We start from the raw sequence: 15,405 nt of genomic DNA, 5'->3' as shown, positions 1-15,405 counted from the left end.
TTACATGCGCAACAGCATTTTCCACGCGCGGTTCTGATACACCGCAATCGCCTGCTGCTTGCGCGCATCGAGGACTTCGTCGGTGATCGATTCGTTGGCCAGTTGCGCCAGCTTGTTCAGCTCGCCATACAGGCGATCCATTTCCGGGACCTCCAGCACGTTGCGCGCATGGTGCAGCCACACCTGGATGCGTTCGATACGCGGCAATTGCTCGGCCAGGTCTTCCGGCTGTTGCTGATAACGCTGCAATTGCAACGAAGTGGCTTCCTCGCCCAATAGGCGCGGCAACCAACTGCCCAGTTGCGCAGCACCCTGGCGATTGCCACGGGTGTTGCGGTCGGCAGCCCAGGTGCGGGCCAGCAACCAGCGCGATGTGGTCAGAGAGAACAGGCCCCAGCGCGGGTCTTCCAGTTCTTCGAGGAACTGCTCCGGCGCGGCTTTGCGCACGTCTTCATCGTCCAGGCCGGCCTGAACCAGCGGGCGCCAGTCTTCCAGCAACGCGTCGAGCGCGACGCGCAGGTCGTGGGTCGATTGACGCGGAGCGGCCTGGCCGAGGCTGCTGATCAGCGCACGCATTTCAGCGAGGCACTCGACCCAATCCTGCAGCAGGCGCCAGTGACCATTGAAGCGATATTGTTCGGCCAAACGCTGGCTGCTGCTCAGCAAATGCCAGCTCAGCGCAGAAAAAGCGTCGTCCAACTGCGTTTCGGCGGTGATCTGCGGCGCCGGCAGGCTCAACGAGTAACTGTGGGCGTCATACAGGCGATAGCCGCGCTCGGCCTTGCTGATGTCGCATGGCATCAGCGCCAGTTTTTCAGCCAGCTCGGCAGCCAGTTCCAGCAGGGCTGCCGGCTCGCCTTCGCGCAGTTCCAGTTCCAGCTCGCAGATTTCTTCTTTCTGCTTGCCGACCACCACGTGGCCCAGGTCCAGCGCGGCTTCGATGACCACTTTGGTCTTGCCGCGGCCCCAGGCGATTTCGGCGCGCTCACGGACGAAATCGGTGGTGAAGATCGGCTTCAGGGTTTTCTTGTCCAGTTCGGCCAGTTCCTCGGGCCAGCATTCGCCGTCGAGTTTCTTCAGGTCGAGCTTTGCTTTGGGCAGGTTCCAGTCGTACTCGTTACGAACCGATAGACCGGCAATGCTCTGGCCACGGGTCTTGAGGGTCTGAATGACTTCTTCGCCATCCTTGCGCAGGCGCAGGGCGACTTTGGCCTGGGCCAGATCGCGCTCAGGCGTGTCGAAGTACTGATTCATCAACTCACGGCGTTCCCAGCCACTTTTGTTGCGTTTTTTCAGTAACGGGTGCTCGCGCAGGGCGGCGAGGGTTTCGCGGCTGACGCGGAGTTTGATTTCGGTTTCTTTCTGCATGGCCGGAAAATCCAGGATCGGGAGCGCAGCCGGGGAATATGTGGCTGCCAAGGTCGTGCAGTGTACAGGACTCAACCTGCCTACGCCGCGCAACGGTTTATTCCTGTCGCCAGATGGTTCTATGATGGACTTCAATTCGGGGGTTGGAGTCTGCGATGCCTTTGCCGTCCATGAAAGATCAGTTCGCTGCACTGATCGCCGCACCGTCTGTCAGCTGCACTCAGGCGAGCCTCGATCAGACCAACCGCCATGTGATCGACCTGCTGGCTGCGTGGCTTGGCGACCTGGGTTTTGCCTGTGACATCCAGCAAGTCAGCCCCGGCAAATTCAATCTGCTGGCCAGTTTTGGTTCAGGTCCCGGCGGGCTGGTGCTGGCCGGTCACAGTGACACAGTGCCGTTCGATGGCGCACTGTGGCAGACCGATCCGTTGAAACTGACCGAAGTCGACGGTCGCTGGGTTGGCTTGGGCAGTTGTGACATGAAAGGCTTTTTCGCCTTGGCCATCGAAGCCGTCAAGCCACTGCTCGACCAGCCGTTCAAGCAACCACTGCTGATCCTCGCCACCTGCGATGAAGAAAGCTCGATGTCCGGCGCCCGCGCGTTGGCGGCAGCGGGACGGCCACTGGGGCGTGCCGCGGTGATCGGCGAGCCGACCGGGCTCAAGCCGATTCGCATGCACAAAGGCATCATGATGGAACGTATCGACATCCTCGGGCAGAGCGGTCATTCGTCTGACCCGCGCCTTGGTCACAGCGCCCTGGAAGCCATGCACGATGCCATCGGTGAGCTGCGTGGCCTGCGCCTGTTGTGGCAGCGTGAGTTTCGCAATCCACAATTTGGCGTGCCGACACCCACGATGAATTTCGGCTGCATCCATGGTGGCGACAATCCCAATCGCATCTGCGGCCAGTGTTCGCTGGAGTTCGATTTGCGTCCGCTGCCCGGCATGGACCCCAAAGTCTTGCGTGCCGAGATCCTGCAGAAACTCAAGCCGGTTGCCGAGCGGCATCAGGTGAAGATCACCTACGCGCCGTTGTTCCCCGAAGTGCCGTCCTTCGAGCAGGCCGAGGACACGGAACTGGTGCGAATCGCCGAAAAGCTCACCGGCCACAGCGCTGAAGCAGTGGCGTTCGGCACCGAAGCGCCTTATCTTCAGCGTCTTGGCTGCGAAACGCTGGTACTGGGCCCGGGTGATATCGCCTGTGCGCATCAACCGGGGGAATACCTCGAAATGTCACGTTTGCAGCCTACGGTGCATCTATTACGTCAACTGATCGAACATTACTGCCTGACACCGGCCCAAACGCAACACGACCTGTAGGAGCCGGCTTGCTGGCGATGAACAATGACGCGGTTCATCTGATGGACCGCAGCGCTTGCATCCCCAGCAAGCCGGCTCCTACAGGTTTCATGTATAAATTGCCGATGTTCGAACCCGTATTCATGAGGAGAGCGCGCGTGTCGCCAAGCCTGTTCCGACGATAACCATCAGCCCGCTGTGCTTTTTTTCAGTTTCGCCCTTTTTTCGGCTGCTATTTATTACAGGCCCAGGTTCATGCCCGAATACGTTAATTGGCTTCGTCACGCTTCGCCTTACATCAACGCCCACCGCGATTGCACCTTTGTCGTCATGCTGCCCGGCGACGGCGTTGAGCATCCGAATTTCGGCAATATCGTCCACGACCTGGTGCTGTTGCACAGCCTGGGTGTGCGTCTGGTGCTGGTTCACGGTTCCCGCCCGCAAATCGAAGCGCGCCTCGCGGCCCGAGGCCTGACTCCGCATTACCACCACGGCATGCGCATCACCGACGCAGCAACCCTGGAGTGCGTGATCGACGCAGTCGGCCAGTTGCGCATCGCCATTGAAGCGCGCCTGTCGATGGACATGGCCTCGTCGCCGATGCAGGGCTCGCGCCTGCGGGTAGCCAGCGGCAACCTGGTGACGGCACGGCCGATCGGCGTGCTCGAAGGCGTCGACTACCACCACACCGGCGAAGTGCGCCGGGTCGATCGCAAGGGCATCAACCGTCTGCTGGACGAGCGCTCCATCGTGCTGCTGTCGCCGTTGGGCTACTCGCCGACCGGTGAGATTTTCAACCTGGCCTGTGAAGACGTGGCCACGCGCGCGGCCATCGAGTTGGGGGCGGACAAGCTGCTGTTGTTTGGCGCTGAACTGGGTTTGATCGACGAAAACGGGCGTCTGGTGCGCGAGTTGCGTCCGCAGCAGGTGCCGGCACATCTGCAGCGTCTTGGCAGTAACTATCAGGCCGAATTGCTGGATGCCGCTGCCGAAGCTTGCCGTGGCGGTGTGGCTCGCAGCCATATCGTCAGCTACGCCGAAAACGGTGCACTGCTGACCGAGCTGTTCACCCGTGACGGCGGCGGCACGCTGGTGGCACAGGAACAATTCGAAGTGGTGCGTGAGGCGGCCATCGAAGACGTCGGCGGCTTGCTGGACTTGATCAGTCCGCTGGAAGAACAGGGCATCCTGGTGCGCCGTTCCCGCGAGGTGCTGGAGCGCGAGATCGAGCAGTTCAGCGTGGTCGAACGTGAAGGCATGATCATCGCCTGTGCGGCGCTGTATCAGATCGCCGATTCGGATACCGGCGAGCTGGCGTGCCTGGCAGTGAACCCGGAGTATCGCCATGGCGGTCGCGGCGATGAATTGCTGGAACGTATTGAAACTCGTGCCCGGGCTCAGGGGTTGAAAACCTTGTTCGTCCTCACTACCCGTACCGCTCACTGGTTCCGCGAGCGTGGATTTGTGCCGAGCAGCGTTGACCGGCTGCCGTCGGCACGGGCGTCGCTGTACAACTACCAGCGTAACTCGAAGATCTTTGAAAAAGCCCTTTGACCGAATAGCCTCATCGCTGGCAAGCCAGCTCCTACATGATTTGCGCCGACCTGTAGGAGCTGGCTTGCCAGCGATCGGTTGCGAAGCAACCGCAATAATTACTCGGTTACGAACTTCGCGCTGACATACGGCGAATAGTCGAGCAGCACTGTCTCCACCTTTCCTTGCTCCTTCAAGAATTTCGCCGTCTCGCCAATCGCTTTGGCCGTGCCGCCCTCCAGCAGCGCGGAGGTTTGCTGCGCCTTGGCATCCGGGAATGTAGAACCGGCCAGCAACTCCGGCACATCGGCAGCATTGGCGCCGGTCAATTTGGCGATTTTCTGCACGGGCACCGAGTCGGCGGTCCAGTCGGCCTTATGCGCGGCATAGTCGGCGAAGGAGTCCAGGGTGACCTTGGCAAATTTGGCCACGACGTCCGGGTGTTTCTCCGCGTAATCCTTGCGCGCCACCCACACCTCAAACGTCGGTGCTCCCCATTGACCCACTTGCGCGGCGTCGGTCAGGGTCTTGCCGGTCTTGCGGATCTCTCCCAGGGCTGGCGACCAGACGAACGCGCCATCAATGTCGCCACGCTTCCAGGCGGCTGCAATCTCTGCCGGTTGCAGGTTCACCACTTTGACTTTCGAGGCATCCAGGCCCCAGTGCTTCAGCGCGCCGAGCAGGCTGTAGTGGGAGGTTGAAACGAACGGCGTGGCAATGGTCTTTCCGATCAGATCTTGCGGATTGTTGATGCCGCTACCATTGCGCACCACCAGCGCTTCGGCCGCATTGATCTGGGCCGAGACGATGAACGCGACAATTGGCAAGTTGCGTGATGCGGCAGCCGCCAGCGGACTTGAACCCAGGTTGCCGATCTGCACGTCCCCCGAAGCGATGGCCGTGACCACTTCCGGGCCGCTGTTGAAACGTCGCCAGTCGATCGGCTGACCGATGGACTTCTCATAGAGCCCGTCCGCCTGAGGCACCTTGCTGGGATCGATGCCGGTTTGATAGCCAACGGTGAGGTTTGCCGCATGGGCTGAGAAAGAAACGGCCAGCGATACACAAACTGTAACAAATGAGCCGGATAGTGCGCGCTTGATCGTCATGGGGTCGCCTTTCGGTAAAGGAATTATTTCCGATTTGCGTCAACGCTAAACGATCTAAAAAACAGCTAATAAATACCAATTTGGAATTAGCTTATGAGCACGGCCACGCTGTATCAAGGCGATGGTGGGCCGCGAGCTAAATGCCTAAATGGTATTAGAAAAGAATCACCTATTTCTTTTCAGGTTCATGACGAGCTCATGACGCTGCATGGACCAAAAATCGGGGGATTAGACCATGGTCGTAGACACACATGGTTACGATTGACTTGTGAGTCACGGTCTGGCGCTAATCGCGCATCTTAGGATTTCGGGCATCGATCCGAAACCAGGAATACAAGAATTAGAAACGAGAGGAGCTTCACCATGAACAAGTCCACCTTGGCTATCGCCGTGGCCGTAGGGGTTTTGGCGCAGCAGGCAGGCGCCGCAGGTTTCATCGAAGACAGCAAGGCTTCCATCAGTTCTCGCACCATGTATTTCAACAACGATAATCGGGACGGCGGCGCGGATCAGCGCGAAAGCGGTGAAGGCCTGAAGTTCGATTATCTGTCCGGGTTCACCCAGGGCCCAGTCGGTTTCGGTATCGACGCCCAGGCTCTTTTGGGTATCCACCTGGACGGTGGCAAAGGCCATCACCCAGACCCAAACACCTTCTTCCCAAGCGACACCGATCATTCGGCCGTGGACGAGTGGAGCCGTGCGGCTGCCAACGTCAAGGCACGCTTCTCGAAGACCGAAGCGCACCTGGGTGGAGCGTTGCAGCCCAACATGCCGATTCTGGTCGCGAACGACAGCCGTCTGCTGCCGCAAACCTTTGACGGTGGCACCATCACCTCGAAGGAAATCGACAACGTGACCTTCAACCTCGGCCAACTGGAGCACTCGGCGGGTCGCGCCTCTTCGAACTCCACCGGCCTGGCCGTGGCGGGCGGTACTCAGGACAGCAACAAGTTCTATTACGGTGGCGCTGACTGGAAGGTCACCAAAGACCTGACCCTGCAGTACTACCATTCGAATCTGAAGGACTACTACAAGCAGGACTTCTTCGGCTTGATCCACGTCCTCCCGATCGATGCCAACCAGTCCTTCAAGACGGACATCCGTTATTTTGACAGTGGCTCCGATGGCAAAAATGGCCAGATCGGTTACGTTTTCAACAACAACGGTGGTTACGCCAGCAATCCGGGCGAGGTCGATAACAAGACCTGGAGCGCCATGTTCACCTACACCCTGGGTGGCAACGCATTCCTGCTGGGTCATCAGCGCGTCAACGATGATGGTGGTTTCGTCTATCTGAACCAGGGCAACGTAGTGGATGGCAATGGTCGTCCCGAATCCAACGGTGGCGCCAGTTTCTACCTGTTCACCGATTCGATGATCAACGGCTTCGTCCGCGCCGGCGAGAACACCACGTTCGGCCAATACTCCTATGACTTCGCTGCACTGGGTGTGCCGGGCCTGAAAACTTCGATCGCCTACCTGCACGGCGACAACATCAAAGCCAGAAACGGTGTTGGCAGCGATATGTCCGAGTGGGAGCGCGACATGCGTATTGACTACACCATTCAGCAAGGTGCGCTCAAAGGTTTTGGCGTAACGCTGCGTAATGGTGTTTACCGTGGCAGCCAGATTGACATCGCCGACCAGGATCAGACTCGCCTGATCTTCAACTACACCTACAGCTTCCTGTAAGTAGCTGCTCGAAAAAGACCCTGCCCACTGGCGGGGTTTTTTTTGCGTTGTTTTTTATATTCCATAAATGCTTAACCTAATCATTTTTTATTCTTTTTGGTTTTTATTTGTCCCGCCTACAGTGAGCGCGTCCGACCGTCGCTGTACACCCTCGGATTTGGCAGCTACATCCCTCGACAAATGATCGCCTCCAGGAATTGGCCTGCCGCCGATACCTCGGATCCGCCGCGGGAAGGCATATTCCACAAAGATATTAAAAAACACCAAACGATTCATTTTGGGTTTATAGCAATGTATCCTGCGGCCGCCAAACGACCGGTTTAGACGGTTTGCCGCGAAATTACGCGTTTAGGATCCCGGGCATCAGATCCGGGACCAGAAACAGAAGAATTAGAAACGAGGAGCGAAACATGAACAAATCCACCTTGGCCCTGGCTGTGGCCACAGGGGTTTTGGCGCAGCAAGCAGGCGCCGCCGGTTTTATCGAAGACAGCAAGGCAACATTGGGGCTGCGCAACTTCTACATCAACACCGATTACCGTGACGGCACCGGCAACGTCCCGAACAAGAACGAAGAGTGGGGCCAAGGCTTCGATCTGCGTTTTATCTCCGGTTATACCCAGGGCCCTGTTGGATTTGGTGTGGATGCGATCGGCCTGTTGGGCGTCAAGCTCGATTCCGGCGGCGGCACCAACGGCGCGAGCGGCAACTCGTACGGCGGCACTGTGTTCCCAAGCAAGTCCAACGGCGAATCGGTTGATGACTTCTCCAGCCTGGGGTTGACGGCCAAGGCCAAGATTTCCCAGACCGAGCTGAAGTTGGGAACCTTGCAGCCAAAGCTGCCGGTGATCGTGACCAACGACGGTCGTTTGCTGCCGCAAACCTGGCAGGGAGGCCAGATCACATCGAACGACATCAAGGACCTGACGCTGATCGGCGGTCAGATCGAACAGGTAAAGGGTCGTAACTCGAGCAACAACGAACAGTTGTCGATCTCTGGTGCAAACAGCCGTTCCGCTACAGGCCGCGACAGCAACAAGTTCATCTATGCCGGCGGTGACTACAAGCTCACCAAGGACCTGACTGCCCAGTACTACTTCGGCAATCTGGAAGACTTCTACAAGCAACACTTCCTGGGGCTGGTACATAACTGGGCTATCGGCCCGGGCGTCTTGAAATCGGATCTGCGTTACTTCAACAGCTCTGATGATGGTGCCAACGGTCACGATCCCCTGTACTACACCACTGGCAATTACAATGCGCCAAACGGAAAAGGCAAAGTCGACAACAACCTGTACAGCGGCCTGTTCCTGTACTCCGTTGCCGGTCACACCTTCGGTGGCGGTTATCAGGTCAGCAACGGCAGCAGTGACTTCCCTTGGCTGAACCAGGGTGACGGTTCGTCGAACTACACCATTACCGATATGCAGATCCAGAAGTTCGGCCGTGCCGGCGAGCGCACCTGGCAGGCACGCTATGCGTATGACTTCGCCAAGGTCGGCGTCCCTGGTCTGACTGCGGGTCTGGTCTACCTGCGTGGCGACAACATCGACACCGTGAACCTTCGCGGTGCCGAGGCAGCCAACGGTGCTTCCGAGTGGGAACGCGATCTGAGCGTTGCCTACGTCGTTCAGGAAGGCCCGTTGAAGAACCTGGGTCTGGCGTGGAAAAACGCTACCTGGCGCACCGACCTGCCGAACACCCGTTCGCAGGACGAAAACCGCCTGATCCTCAGCTACTCGCTCCCGCTGCTGTAATAGCGCTCGCATAACCGAAACAAAAAAAGCCCCGCCCGGCATCGCGCCGAGCGGGGTTTCTGTGTTTTCAAGGCGGGCTCACCCCCGTAACCCCGCCTTGAACTTTCCCTCTTTCGCTGCAACTCAAGGCCTTCTCGAACCTTGCCGACGATGGTGGGCGCGATGCGCATCGAGGTCCAGTGAACAGAATTTTAATATTCATTTATGATCTAAATAAATCGATATTTATTCTTTTTAATAGATAAAAAATGCAGGCACAGTTGAGTTCATCAAGCACTCACAAGGAGCAGCATCATGAGCCTCAGACTCGGCGACATCGCACCCGACTTCGAACAGAATTCCAGCGCTGGCACCATCCGTTTCCATCAATGGCTGGGCGATAGCTGGGGCGTGCTGTTTTCCCATCCGGCGGATTTCACGCCCGTGTGCACAACTGAGTTGGGTCTCACTGCCAGGCTCAAGGATGAATTCGCCCAGCGTGGCGTCAAGGCCATTGCCTTGTCCGTGGATTCAGTGGAGTCGCATCACAAGTGGATCGAAGACATCAACGAGACCCAGAGCACGGTAGTCAATTTCCCGATCCTCGACGACGCAGACCGCAAGGTCTCGGACCTCTACGACCTGATCCACCCTAACGCCAACGACACCCTGACCGTGCGCAGTCTGTTCGTGATCGACCCGAAGAAAAAGGTCCGGCTGACGATTACCTACCCGGCGAGCACCGGTCGCAACTTCAATGAAATCCTGCGGGTTATCGACTCACTGCAACTCACCGATAACTACAAGGTGGCCACCCCGGCCAACTGGCAGGACGGTGATGAGGTGGTGATCGTGCCGTCGCTCAAGGATGAGGATGAAATCAAGCAGCGCTTTCCCAAGGGTTATCGGGCGGTCAAACCTTACCTGCGCCTGACGCCGCAGCCCAACCGCTAATTGCTTTTGTAGGAGCTGGCTTGCCGGCGAACCAGGCGACGCGGTGATTCAGGCACACCGCTATCGCCGGCAGCCAGCTCCTGCGGGTTATGGGTACCTTCATTCTCTCAGCAGGGGCTTTCAGGTCGTTTCGACGGCCTGTTTTTTTGCCCGGAAGAAAACGGCTTTCATATTTCTATAATGCATAACCAAATGAATAAATATGATTTATAGATATATAAATCACCTGTTAAGGTCACTCTATCGAAGCGAGATCGCGTACTGCGAATCGCCAACACCGTTCAAGGAATCGTCTGAATGTTGGTTGTCTCACTCGGTGGCAGTCCCAGCCAGCGCTCCCGTTCCGGGGTGCTGCTGGATCGCTCCCGGCAATGGTTACAAGCGCAGGGTGTAGAGGTGGTGAGTTATCAGGTACGGGACTTCCCGGCCGAGGACTTGCTGCACGCACGCTTCGACAGCCCCAAGGTGATCGACCTGTTGCAACAGATTGAAAACGCCGATGGCCTGCTGATTGCGACACCGGTTTACAAGGCATCGTTTTCCGGCGCACTGAAAGTCGTGCTGGACCTGCTGCCCGAACGAGCCCTGAGTCACAAAGTGGTTTTGCCAATGGCCACGGGCGGCAGCATCGCCCACATGCTGGCGGTGGATTACGCGCTCAAGCCGGTGTTGTCGGCCTTGAAAGCCCAGGAATTGCTGCAAGGGATTTTCGCTGTCGACAGCCAGATTGCCTACGGCGAAGGCAGTGCGCTGGCGCAGTTGGCACCGGAGCTGGAACAACGACTGAGTGAATCACTGGAGCTGTTTTTCAGCGCCATGGCGCGACGGCCCAAGCCGCTCGATCCGAGCCTGTTGAACGATCGTTTGTTGAATGCTCGCTGGAGCATTTGAGTCTCACCGAAAAACATTGATGTACTGGCCTTACTCGCCCGCTAACGGGCAAGCAGGTGCAGCCAAAACCCAACTGCAAAAAGGAGAGCGCCATGCGCCCTGTCATTTTGCGTCGTGGTCTGGTCGCTCTGTTTGCTGCGGCTGTCACCTTCGGCGCCATTACTCAAGCTCAAGCTGAAACTCTTCGAATCGGCTATCAGAAATACGGCACCCTGGTGCTGCTCAAAGCCAAAGGCACTTTGGAAAAACGCCTCGCCGCACAAGGCGTGGATGTGCAATGGACTGAATTCCCCGGTGGCCCACAACTGCTCGAGGGCCTGAACGTCGGCTCCATCGATTTCGGCGTGACCGGCGAAACACCGCCCGTATTTGCCCAGGCAGCGGGTGCTGATTTGCTCTACGTGGCCTATGAACCGCCCGCGCCCCACAGTGAAGCGATCCTGGTGCCGAAGGACTCGGCGATCAAATCGGTGGCGGACCTCAAGGGCAAGAAAGTCGTCCTGAACAAAGGCTCCAACGTGCACTACCTGCTGGTGCGCGCGCTGGAAGATGCCGGCCTCAAATACACCGACATCCAGACTGTTTTCCTGCCTCCGGCCGATGCCCGCGCCGCGTTCGAGCGTGGCAGTGTCGACGCCTGGGTGATCTGGGACCCGTACCAGGCCGCCGCCGAACAACAGTTGCAAGCACGCACTCTGCGCGATGGCCAAGGCATCGTCGACAACCATCAGTTCTATCTCGCCACCAAACCTTATGCGCAGAAAAATCCCGAGGTGATCAAGACCCTCGTGGAAGAAGTACGTGCGGTGGGCGAGTGGTCCAAAGCCAATCCTGAGGATGTGACTGCACAGGTCTCACCGCTGCTGGGCCTACCAGCAGACATCACCCTGACCTCGGTGAAGCGCCAAGGCTACGGCGCGCTGTTCCTCACGCCTGAAGTGGTCGCCGCGCAGCAGAAAATCGCCGACAGCTTCTATCAGCTCAAGTTGATTCCCAAGCCTTTAAGCATCAAAGACGTGATCTGGACGCCGCCGGCAGCCGTTGCCCAAAGCTCAGTAACCAAAGCCCAATAATTCGAATCCAAAGGAGACCACTCCATGAGCCTCAATATCTTCTGGTTCCTGCCTACCCACGGCGACGGCCATTACCTTGGCACCGCTGAAGGCGCTCGCGCCGTTGACCACGGTTATCTGCAACAGGTCGCGCAAGCGGCAGATCGCCTGGGCTTCGGCGGTGTGCTGATTCCCACCGGTCGCTCCTGCGAAGACTCGTGGCTGGTGGCGGCGTCGCTGATTCCGGTGACCCAGCGTCTGAAGTTTCTGGTCGCCCTGCGCCCCGGGATCATTTCCCCGACGGTGGCAGCGCGGCAGGCGGCGACCCTGGATCGTCTGTCCGGTGGGCGTGCGTTGTTCAATCTGGTCACCGGTGGTGACCCGGAAGAGTTGGCCGGCGATGGTCTGTTTCTCAGCCACGAAGAGCGTTATCAGGCTTCGGTCGAATTCACCCGCATCTGGCGCCGCGTGCTGGAAGGCGAAACCGTCGATTACGACGGCCAGCACATCAGCGTGAAGGGCGCGAAATTGCTCTATCCGCCGATCCAGCAACCGCGACCGCCTTTGTACTTCGGCGGTTCCTCGGAAGCGGCGCAAGACCTGGCCGCCGAGCAAGTGGAAATGGTCCTGACCTGGGGCGAGCCACCGGCCGCTGTCGCGGAGAAAATTGAACAGGTCCGTGCCAAGGCCGCGAAGCTTGGTCGTACCGTGCGGTTCGGTATTCGTCTGCATGTAATCGTGCGTGAGACCAACGCCGAAGCCTGGCAAGCGGCGGACAAATTGATCTCGCATCTGGACAACGAGACCATCGCCCGTGCCCAGGCATCGCTGGCGCGTTTCGATTCGGTCGGCCAGCAACGCATGGCTGCGCTGCATGGCGGAAACCGCGACAACCTCGAAGTCAGCCCTAACCTGTGGGCCGGTGTCGGCCTGGTGCGCGGTGGTGCCGGTACGGCGCTGGTGGGCGACGGTCCGACCGTGGCAGCACGGGTGAAGGAGTACGCAGACCTGGGCATCGACACCTTCATTTTCTCCGGTTATCCACACCTGGAAGAGTCGTACCGAGTGGCGGAATTGCTGTTCCCGCACCTCGATGTCGAGCGTCCCGAGTTGCCGAAAAGTGCCGGTTATGTCAGCCCGTTCGGCGAGATGGTCGCCAACGACATTCTTCCCAAAGCCGCGTCCCAGAGCTGAGGCGCGCCATGAAGAAGTTCATCCACAGTCTCGCGCCCTGGGCGTTGCCGGTGTTGCTGCTGGCGGTGTGGCAGTTGTCGGTGTCGGCCGGCTGGTTGTCGACACGGATTCTGCCGGCGCCCAGCGCCGTGATAGAAGCCGGTGTCAATCTGGTCAGCAGTGGCGAAATCTGGACGCACCTGGCCATCAGTGGCTGGCGTGCGGCCTTGGGTTTCACCATTGGTGGCGGTATCGGCCTGGCGCTGGGATTCATCACCGGCCTGTCGAAGTGGGGTGAGCGCCTGCTCGACAGCTCGGTGCAAATGATCCGCAACGTGCCGCACCTGGCGCTGATTCCGCTGGTGATCCTGTGGTTCGGCATCGACGAGTCGGCGAAGATTTTCCTGGTGGCGTTGGGCACGTTGTTCCCGATTTACCTCAACACGTATCACGGCATCCGCAACGTCGATCCGGCGCTGGTGGAGATGGCGCGCAGTTATGGCCTGTCCGGTTTCAGCCTGTTCCGGCAGGTGATTCTGCCGGGTGCGCTGCCTTCGATTCTGGTGGGCGTGCGTTTCGCCCTGGGCTTCATGTGGCTGACGTTGATCGTCGCGGAAACCATTTCCGCCAGTTCCGGCATTGGCTATCTGGCGATGAATGCCCGGGAGTTCTTGCAGACCGACGTGGTGGTCCTGGCGATTCTGTTGTACGCGGTGCTCGGCAAATTGGCCGACCTCGCAGCTCGCGGACTTGAGCGTGTCTGGCTGCGCTGGCATCCGGCCTATCAGGTTGCCAAGGGAGGTGCGGCATGACGGCTCAACAGCCTCCGCGACTGCTGCGCGGGATTCCGCTGGCAGTGCGCAAACTGCAAAAAACCTTTGGTGCGCGACAGGTGCTGCGCGAGATCGACCTGCACATTCCGGCGGGCCAGTTTGTCGCCGTGGTGGGGCGTAGTGGTTGTGGCAAAAGTACTTTGCTGCGCTTGCTCGCCGGGCTCGATCAACCCACGGGCGGTGATTTGCTTGCGGGTGCCGCGCCACTCAGTGAAGCCCGGGAAGACACGCGGCTGATGTTCCAGGAAGCGCGTTTGCTGCCGTGGAAAAAGATTATCGACAACGTCGGTCTCGGCCTCAAGGGCAACTGGCGTCCAAAGGCCTTGGAAGCGCTGGAAGCGGTGGGTTTGGCCGATCGTGCCCACGAGTGGCCGGCAGCGCTGTCGGGCGGACAGAAACAACGCGTGGCATTGGCTCGCGCTCTGATTCATCAGCCGCGCTTGCTGTTGCTGGACGAGCCGTTGGGCGCACTGGATGCCTTGACCCGGATCGAGATGCAACAACTGATTGAACGGCTCTGGCAGCAACACGGCTTCACCGTATTGCTGGTGACTCACGATGTCAGCGAAGCGGTGGCAATTGCCGATCGGGTGATCCTGATCGAAGACGGCGAAGTCGGCCTCGATCTGCACGTGGAATTGCCGCGACCTCGGGTGCGCGGCTCCCATCGGCTCGCGGCGCTGGAAACCGAAGTACTCAATCGCGTATTGGCGCTGCCCGGCCAGCCGCCGGAACCGGAACCTGTTTCACCCTTGCCCACGCAGTTGCGCTGGGCTCAATAACTCAAGCCTTATCCAACGACAGGAATCACCATCATGACTATCAAAGCCATCAACGTTCGCAACCAGTTCAAAGGCTCCATCAAGGAAATCGTCCTCGGCGACGTGCTGTCGGAAATCGACGTACAGACTGCTTCCGGTATTGTCACTTCGGTGATCACCACGCGTTCGGTCAAGGAGCTGGAACTGGCCGTCGGCAGTGAAGTGATCGCATTCGTGAAATCCACCGAGGTGTCGATCGCCAAGTTGTAAGCCGTGTGCGTAAACCACAACCCCGGAGGGTTTGAGCCCTTCGGGGTTTTTTATTGCCTGCGCTGACGGTGGTAGAGTCCGACGTGAATTTTTTGCGACGCAAAGGAGATCAAGGTGACAGTCAGGATTTCGGATTACATTCATGGTGCGATCCAGTCAGCGCTGGCCCCGTGGGCAGACTCAACGCCCTGGGAGCTGGTGAGCGATGCACCCGAGCGCGTGCGTGAGCTGCTACGGCAGTTGCCGGATGAGCATTACCAGGTGTCGGGCGATGTTGCCGTGCACCGCACGGCGCAGGTCGAAGAGGGTGCGATCCTCAAGGGGCCGTTGATTATCGGCCCTGGCTGTTTCATCGCCGCCGGTGCTTACTTGCGTGGCGGGTGTTGGCTGGATGAGCACTGCATCATCGGCCCCGGTGCGGAACTCAAATCATCTTTCATGTTTGCCGGCAGCAAACTCGCTCACTTCAATTTTGTCGGTGATTCGGTGCTGGGCGCCGGGGTCAATCTGGAGGCGGGCAGCCTCATTGCCAACTATCGTAACGAGCGTGCGGACAAAACCGTGAATGTGCGGATCGTTGATGGACTGGTGTCGACCGGGTGCGAAAAGTTCGGTGCGCTGCTGGGCGACGGCGCGCGACTCGGTGCCAACGCGGTGGTCGCACCGGGTGGATTGTTGCGACCGGGAACAGTGATCAGGCGCCTGGCGCTCTACGATTGCGAAGAGGTTTGA

The 15,405-nt window shown here is 58.8% G+C and carries 14 protein-coding genes; 12 read left to right on the top strand and 2 right to left on the bottom strand.

The window, feature by feature from the left end:
• The gene (locus AD668_RS25985) at nt 1-1,368 is read right to left on the bottom strand and encodes an inorganic triphosphatase (RefSeq protein WP_053163673.1); all 1,368 of its coding nucleotides are present in this window, start codon (nt 1,366-1,368) and stop codon (nt 1-3) included.
• A 155-nt stretch (nt 1,369-1,523) separates the two neighbouring features.
• Here AD668_RS25985 and argE point away from each other — a divergent pair, with 155 nt between their 5' ends.
• Both argE and argA read left to right on the top strand, forming a co-directional pair.
• Nucleotides 1,524-2,690 (top strand): acetylornithine deacetylase, encoded by a 1,167-nt coding sequence (gene argE, locus AD668_RS25980; protein ID WP_053163670.1) that lies wholly within the window; start codon nt 1,524-1,526, stop codon nt 2,688-2,690.
• A 234-nt stretch (nt 2,691-2,924) separates the two neighbouring features.
• On the top strand, nt 2,925-4,223 hold the full coding sequence (argA, locus tag AD668_RS25975) for an amino-acid N-acetyltransferase (RefSeq protein WP_053163667.1): 1,299 nt from the start codon (nt 2,925-2,927) through the stop codon (nt 4,221-4,223).
• Nucleotides 4,224-4,321: 98 nt separating this feature from the next.
• Here the strand turns inward: argA and tauA are convergent, their stop codons facing one another.
• Nucleotides 4,322-5,311: a taurine ABC transporter substrate-binding protein gene (tauA, locus tag AD668_RS25970; protein ID WP_053163665.1), complete on the bottom strand. Its 990-nt coding sequence runs from the start codon at nt 5,309-5,311 to the stop codon at nt 4,322-4,324.
• A gap of 363 nt (nt 5,312-5,674) precedes the next feature.
• On the opposite strand from tauA, the gene AD668_RS25965 reads away from it, so the two are divergent.
• From AD668_RS25965 to AD668_RS25920, 10 genes are all read left to right on the top strand, one after another.
• Entirely contained in the window at nt 5,675-7,003 is a 1,329-nt protein-coding gene (locus tag AD668_RS25965) for an OprD family porin (protein ID WP_053163663.1), read from the top strand.
• Between the two features lie 410 nt (nt 7,004-7,413).
• A complete protein-coding gene (locus AD668_RS25960) occupies nt 7,414-8,760 on the top strand; it encodes an OprD family porin (protein WP_053163660.1) in 1,347 nt (448 codons plus the stop codon).
• 294 nt (nt 8,761-9,054) lie between these two features.
• On the top strand, nt 9,055-9,693 hold the full coding sequence (locus AD668_RS25955) for a peroxiredoxin (protein ID WP_053163656.1): 639 nt from the start codon (nt 9,055-9,057) through the stop codon (nt 9,691-9,693).
• A gap of 297 nt (nt 9,694-9,990) precedes the next feature.
• Entirely contained in the window at nt 9,991-10,584 is a 594-nt protein-coding gene (gene ssuE / locus AD668_RS25950; RefSeq protein WP_053163653.1) for an NADPH-dependent FMN reductase, read from the top strand.
• 92 nt (nt 10,585-10,676) lie between these two features.
• On the top strand, nt 10,677-11,657 hold the full coding sequence (locus AD668_RS25945) for a sulfonate ABC transporter substrate-binding protein (RefSeq protein ID WP_053163651.1): 981 nt from the start codon (nt 10,677-10,679) through the stop codon (nt 11,655-11,657).
• A gap of 24 nt (nt 11,658-11,681) precedes the next feature.
• Nucleotides 11,682-12,830, top strand: coding sequence for an FMNH2-dependent alkanesulfonate monooxygenase (gene ssuD / locus AD668_RS25940; protein ID WP_053163648.1), 1,149 nt, complete (start codon nt 11,682-11,684; stop codon nt 12,828-12,830).
• 8 nt (nt 12,831-12,838) lie between these two features.
• Nucleotides 12,839-13,621 carry an aliphatic sulfonate ABC transporter permease SsuC gene (ssuC, locus tag AD668_RS25935; RefSeq protein WP_053163645.1) on the top strand — a complete coding sequence of 261 codons (783 nt, stop codon included), beginning with the start codon at nt 12,839-12,841 and terminating at the stop codon, nt 13,619-13,621.
• Entirely contained in the window at nt 13,618-14,424 is an 807-nt protein-coding gene (ssuB, locus tag AD668_RS25930) for an aliphatic sulfonates ABC transporter ATP-binding protein (protein ID WP_053163642.1), read from the top strand. Before ssuC ends, ssuB begins: the two co-directional genes overlap by 4 nt.
• 33 nt (nt 14,425-14,457) lie before the next feature.
• A complete protein-coding gene (locus AD668_RS25925) occupies nt 14,458-14,673 on the top strand; it encodes a molybdopterin-binding protein (protein WP_007967989.1) in 216 nt (71 codons plus the stop codon).
• Between the two features lie 114 nt (nt 14,674-14,787).
• On the top strand, nt 14,788-15,405 hold the full coding sequence (locus AD668_RS25920) for an LpxA family transferase (protein WP_218187265.1): 618 nt from the start codon (nt 14,788-14,790) through the stop codon (nt 15,403-15,405).

The organism is Pseudomonas sp. P1.8 (assembly GCF_001269805.1).
Lineage (GTDB): Bacteria > Pseudomonadota > Gammaproteobacteria > Pseudomonadales > Pseudomonadaceae > Aquipseudomonas.
Note: the sequence above shows the minus strand (reverse complement) of the source record. Positions and strands in the feature narration are given on the sequence as shown.

What these genes read in the sequence shown, in the direction of transcription:
- AD668_RS25985 (WP_053163673.1), bottom strand. Translation starts at nt 1,368, where the DNA reads ATGCAGAAAGAAACCGAAATCAAACTCCGCGTCAGCCGCGAAACCCTC.
- argE (WP_053163670.1), top strand. Translation starts at nt 1,524, where the DNA reads ATGCCTTTGCCGTCCATGAAAGATCAGTTCGCTGCACTGATCGCCGCA.
- argA (WP_053163667.1), top strand. Translation starts at nt 2,925, where the DNA reads ATGCCCGAATACGTTAATTGGCTTCGTCACGCTTCGCCTTACATCAAC.
- tauA (WP_053163665.1), bottom strand. Translation starts at nt 5,311, where the DNA reads ATGACGATCAAGCGCGCACTATCCGGCTCATTTGTTACAGTTTGTGTA.
- AD668_RS25965 (WP_053163663.1), top strand. Translation starts at nt 5,675, where the DNA reads ATGAACAAGTCCACCTTGGCTATCGCCGTGGCCGTAGGGGTTTTGGCG.
- AD668_RS25960 (WP_053163660.1), top strand. Translation starts at nt 7,414, where the DNA reads ATGAACAAATCCACCTTGGCCCTGGCTGTGGCCACAGGGGTTTTGGCG.
- AD668_RS25955 (WP_053163656.1), top strand. Translation starts at nt 9,055, where the DNA reads ATGAGCCTCAGACTCGGCGACATCGCACCCGACTTCGAACAGAATTCC.
- ssuE (WP_053163653.1), top strand. Translation starts at nt 9,991, where the DNA reads ATGTTGGTTGTCTCACTCGGTGGCAGTCCCAGCCAGCGCTCCCGTTCC.
- AD668_RS25945 (WP_053163651.1), top strand. Translation starts at nt 10,677, where the DNA reads ATGCGCCCTGTCATTTTGCGTCGTGGTCTGGTCGCTCTGTTTGCTGCG.
- ssuD (WP_053163648.1), top strand. Translation starts at nt 11,682, where the DNA reads ATGAGCCTCAATATCTTCTGGTTCCTGCCTACCCACGGCGACGGCCAT.
- ssuC (WP_053163645.1), top strand. Translation starts at nt 12,839, where the DNA reads ATGAAGAAGTTCATCCACAGTCTCGCGCCCTGGGCGTTGCCGGTGTTG.
- ssuB (WP_053163642.1), top strand. Translation starts at nt 13,618, where the DNA reads ATGACGGCTCAACAGCCTCCGCGACTGCTGCGCGGGATTCCGCTGGCA.
- AD668_RS25925 (WP_007967989.1), top strand. Translation starts at nt 14,458, where the DNA reads ATGACTATCAAAGCCATCAACGTTCGCAACCAGTTCAAAGGCTCCATC.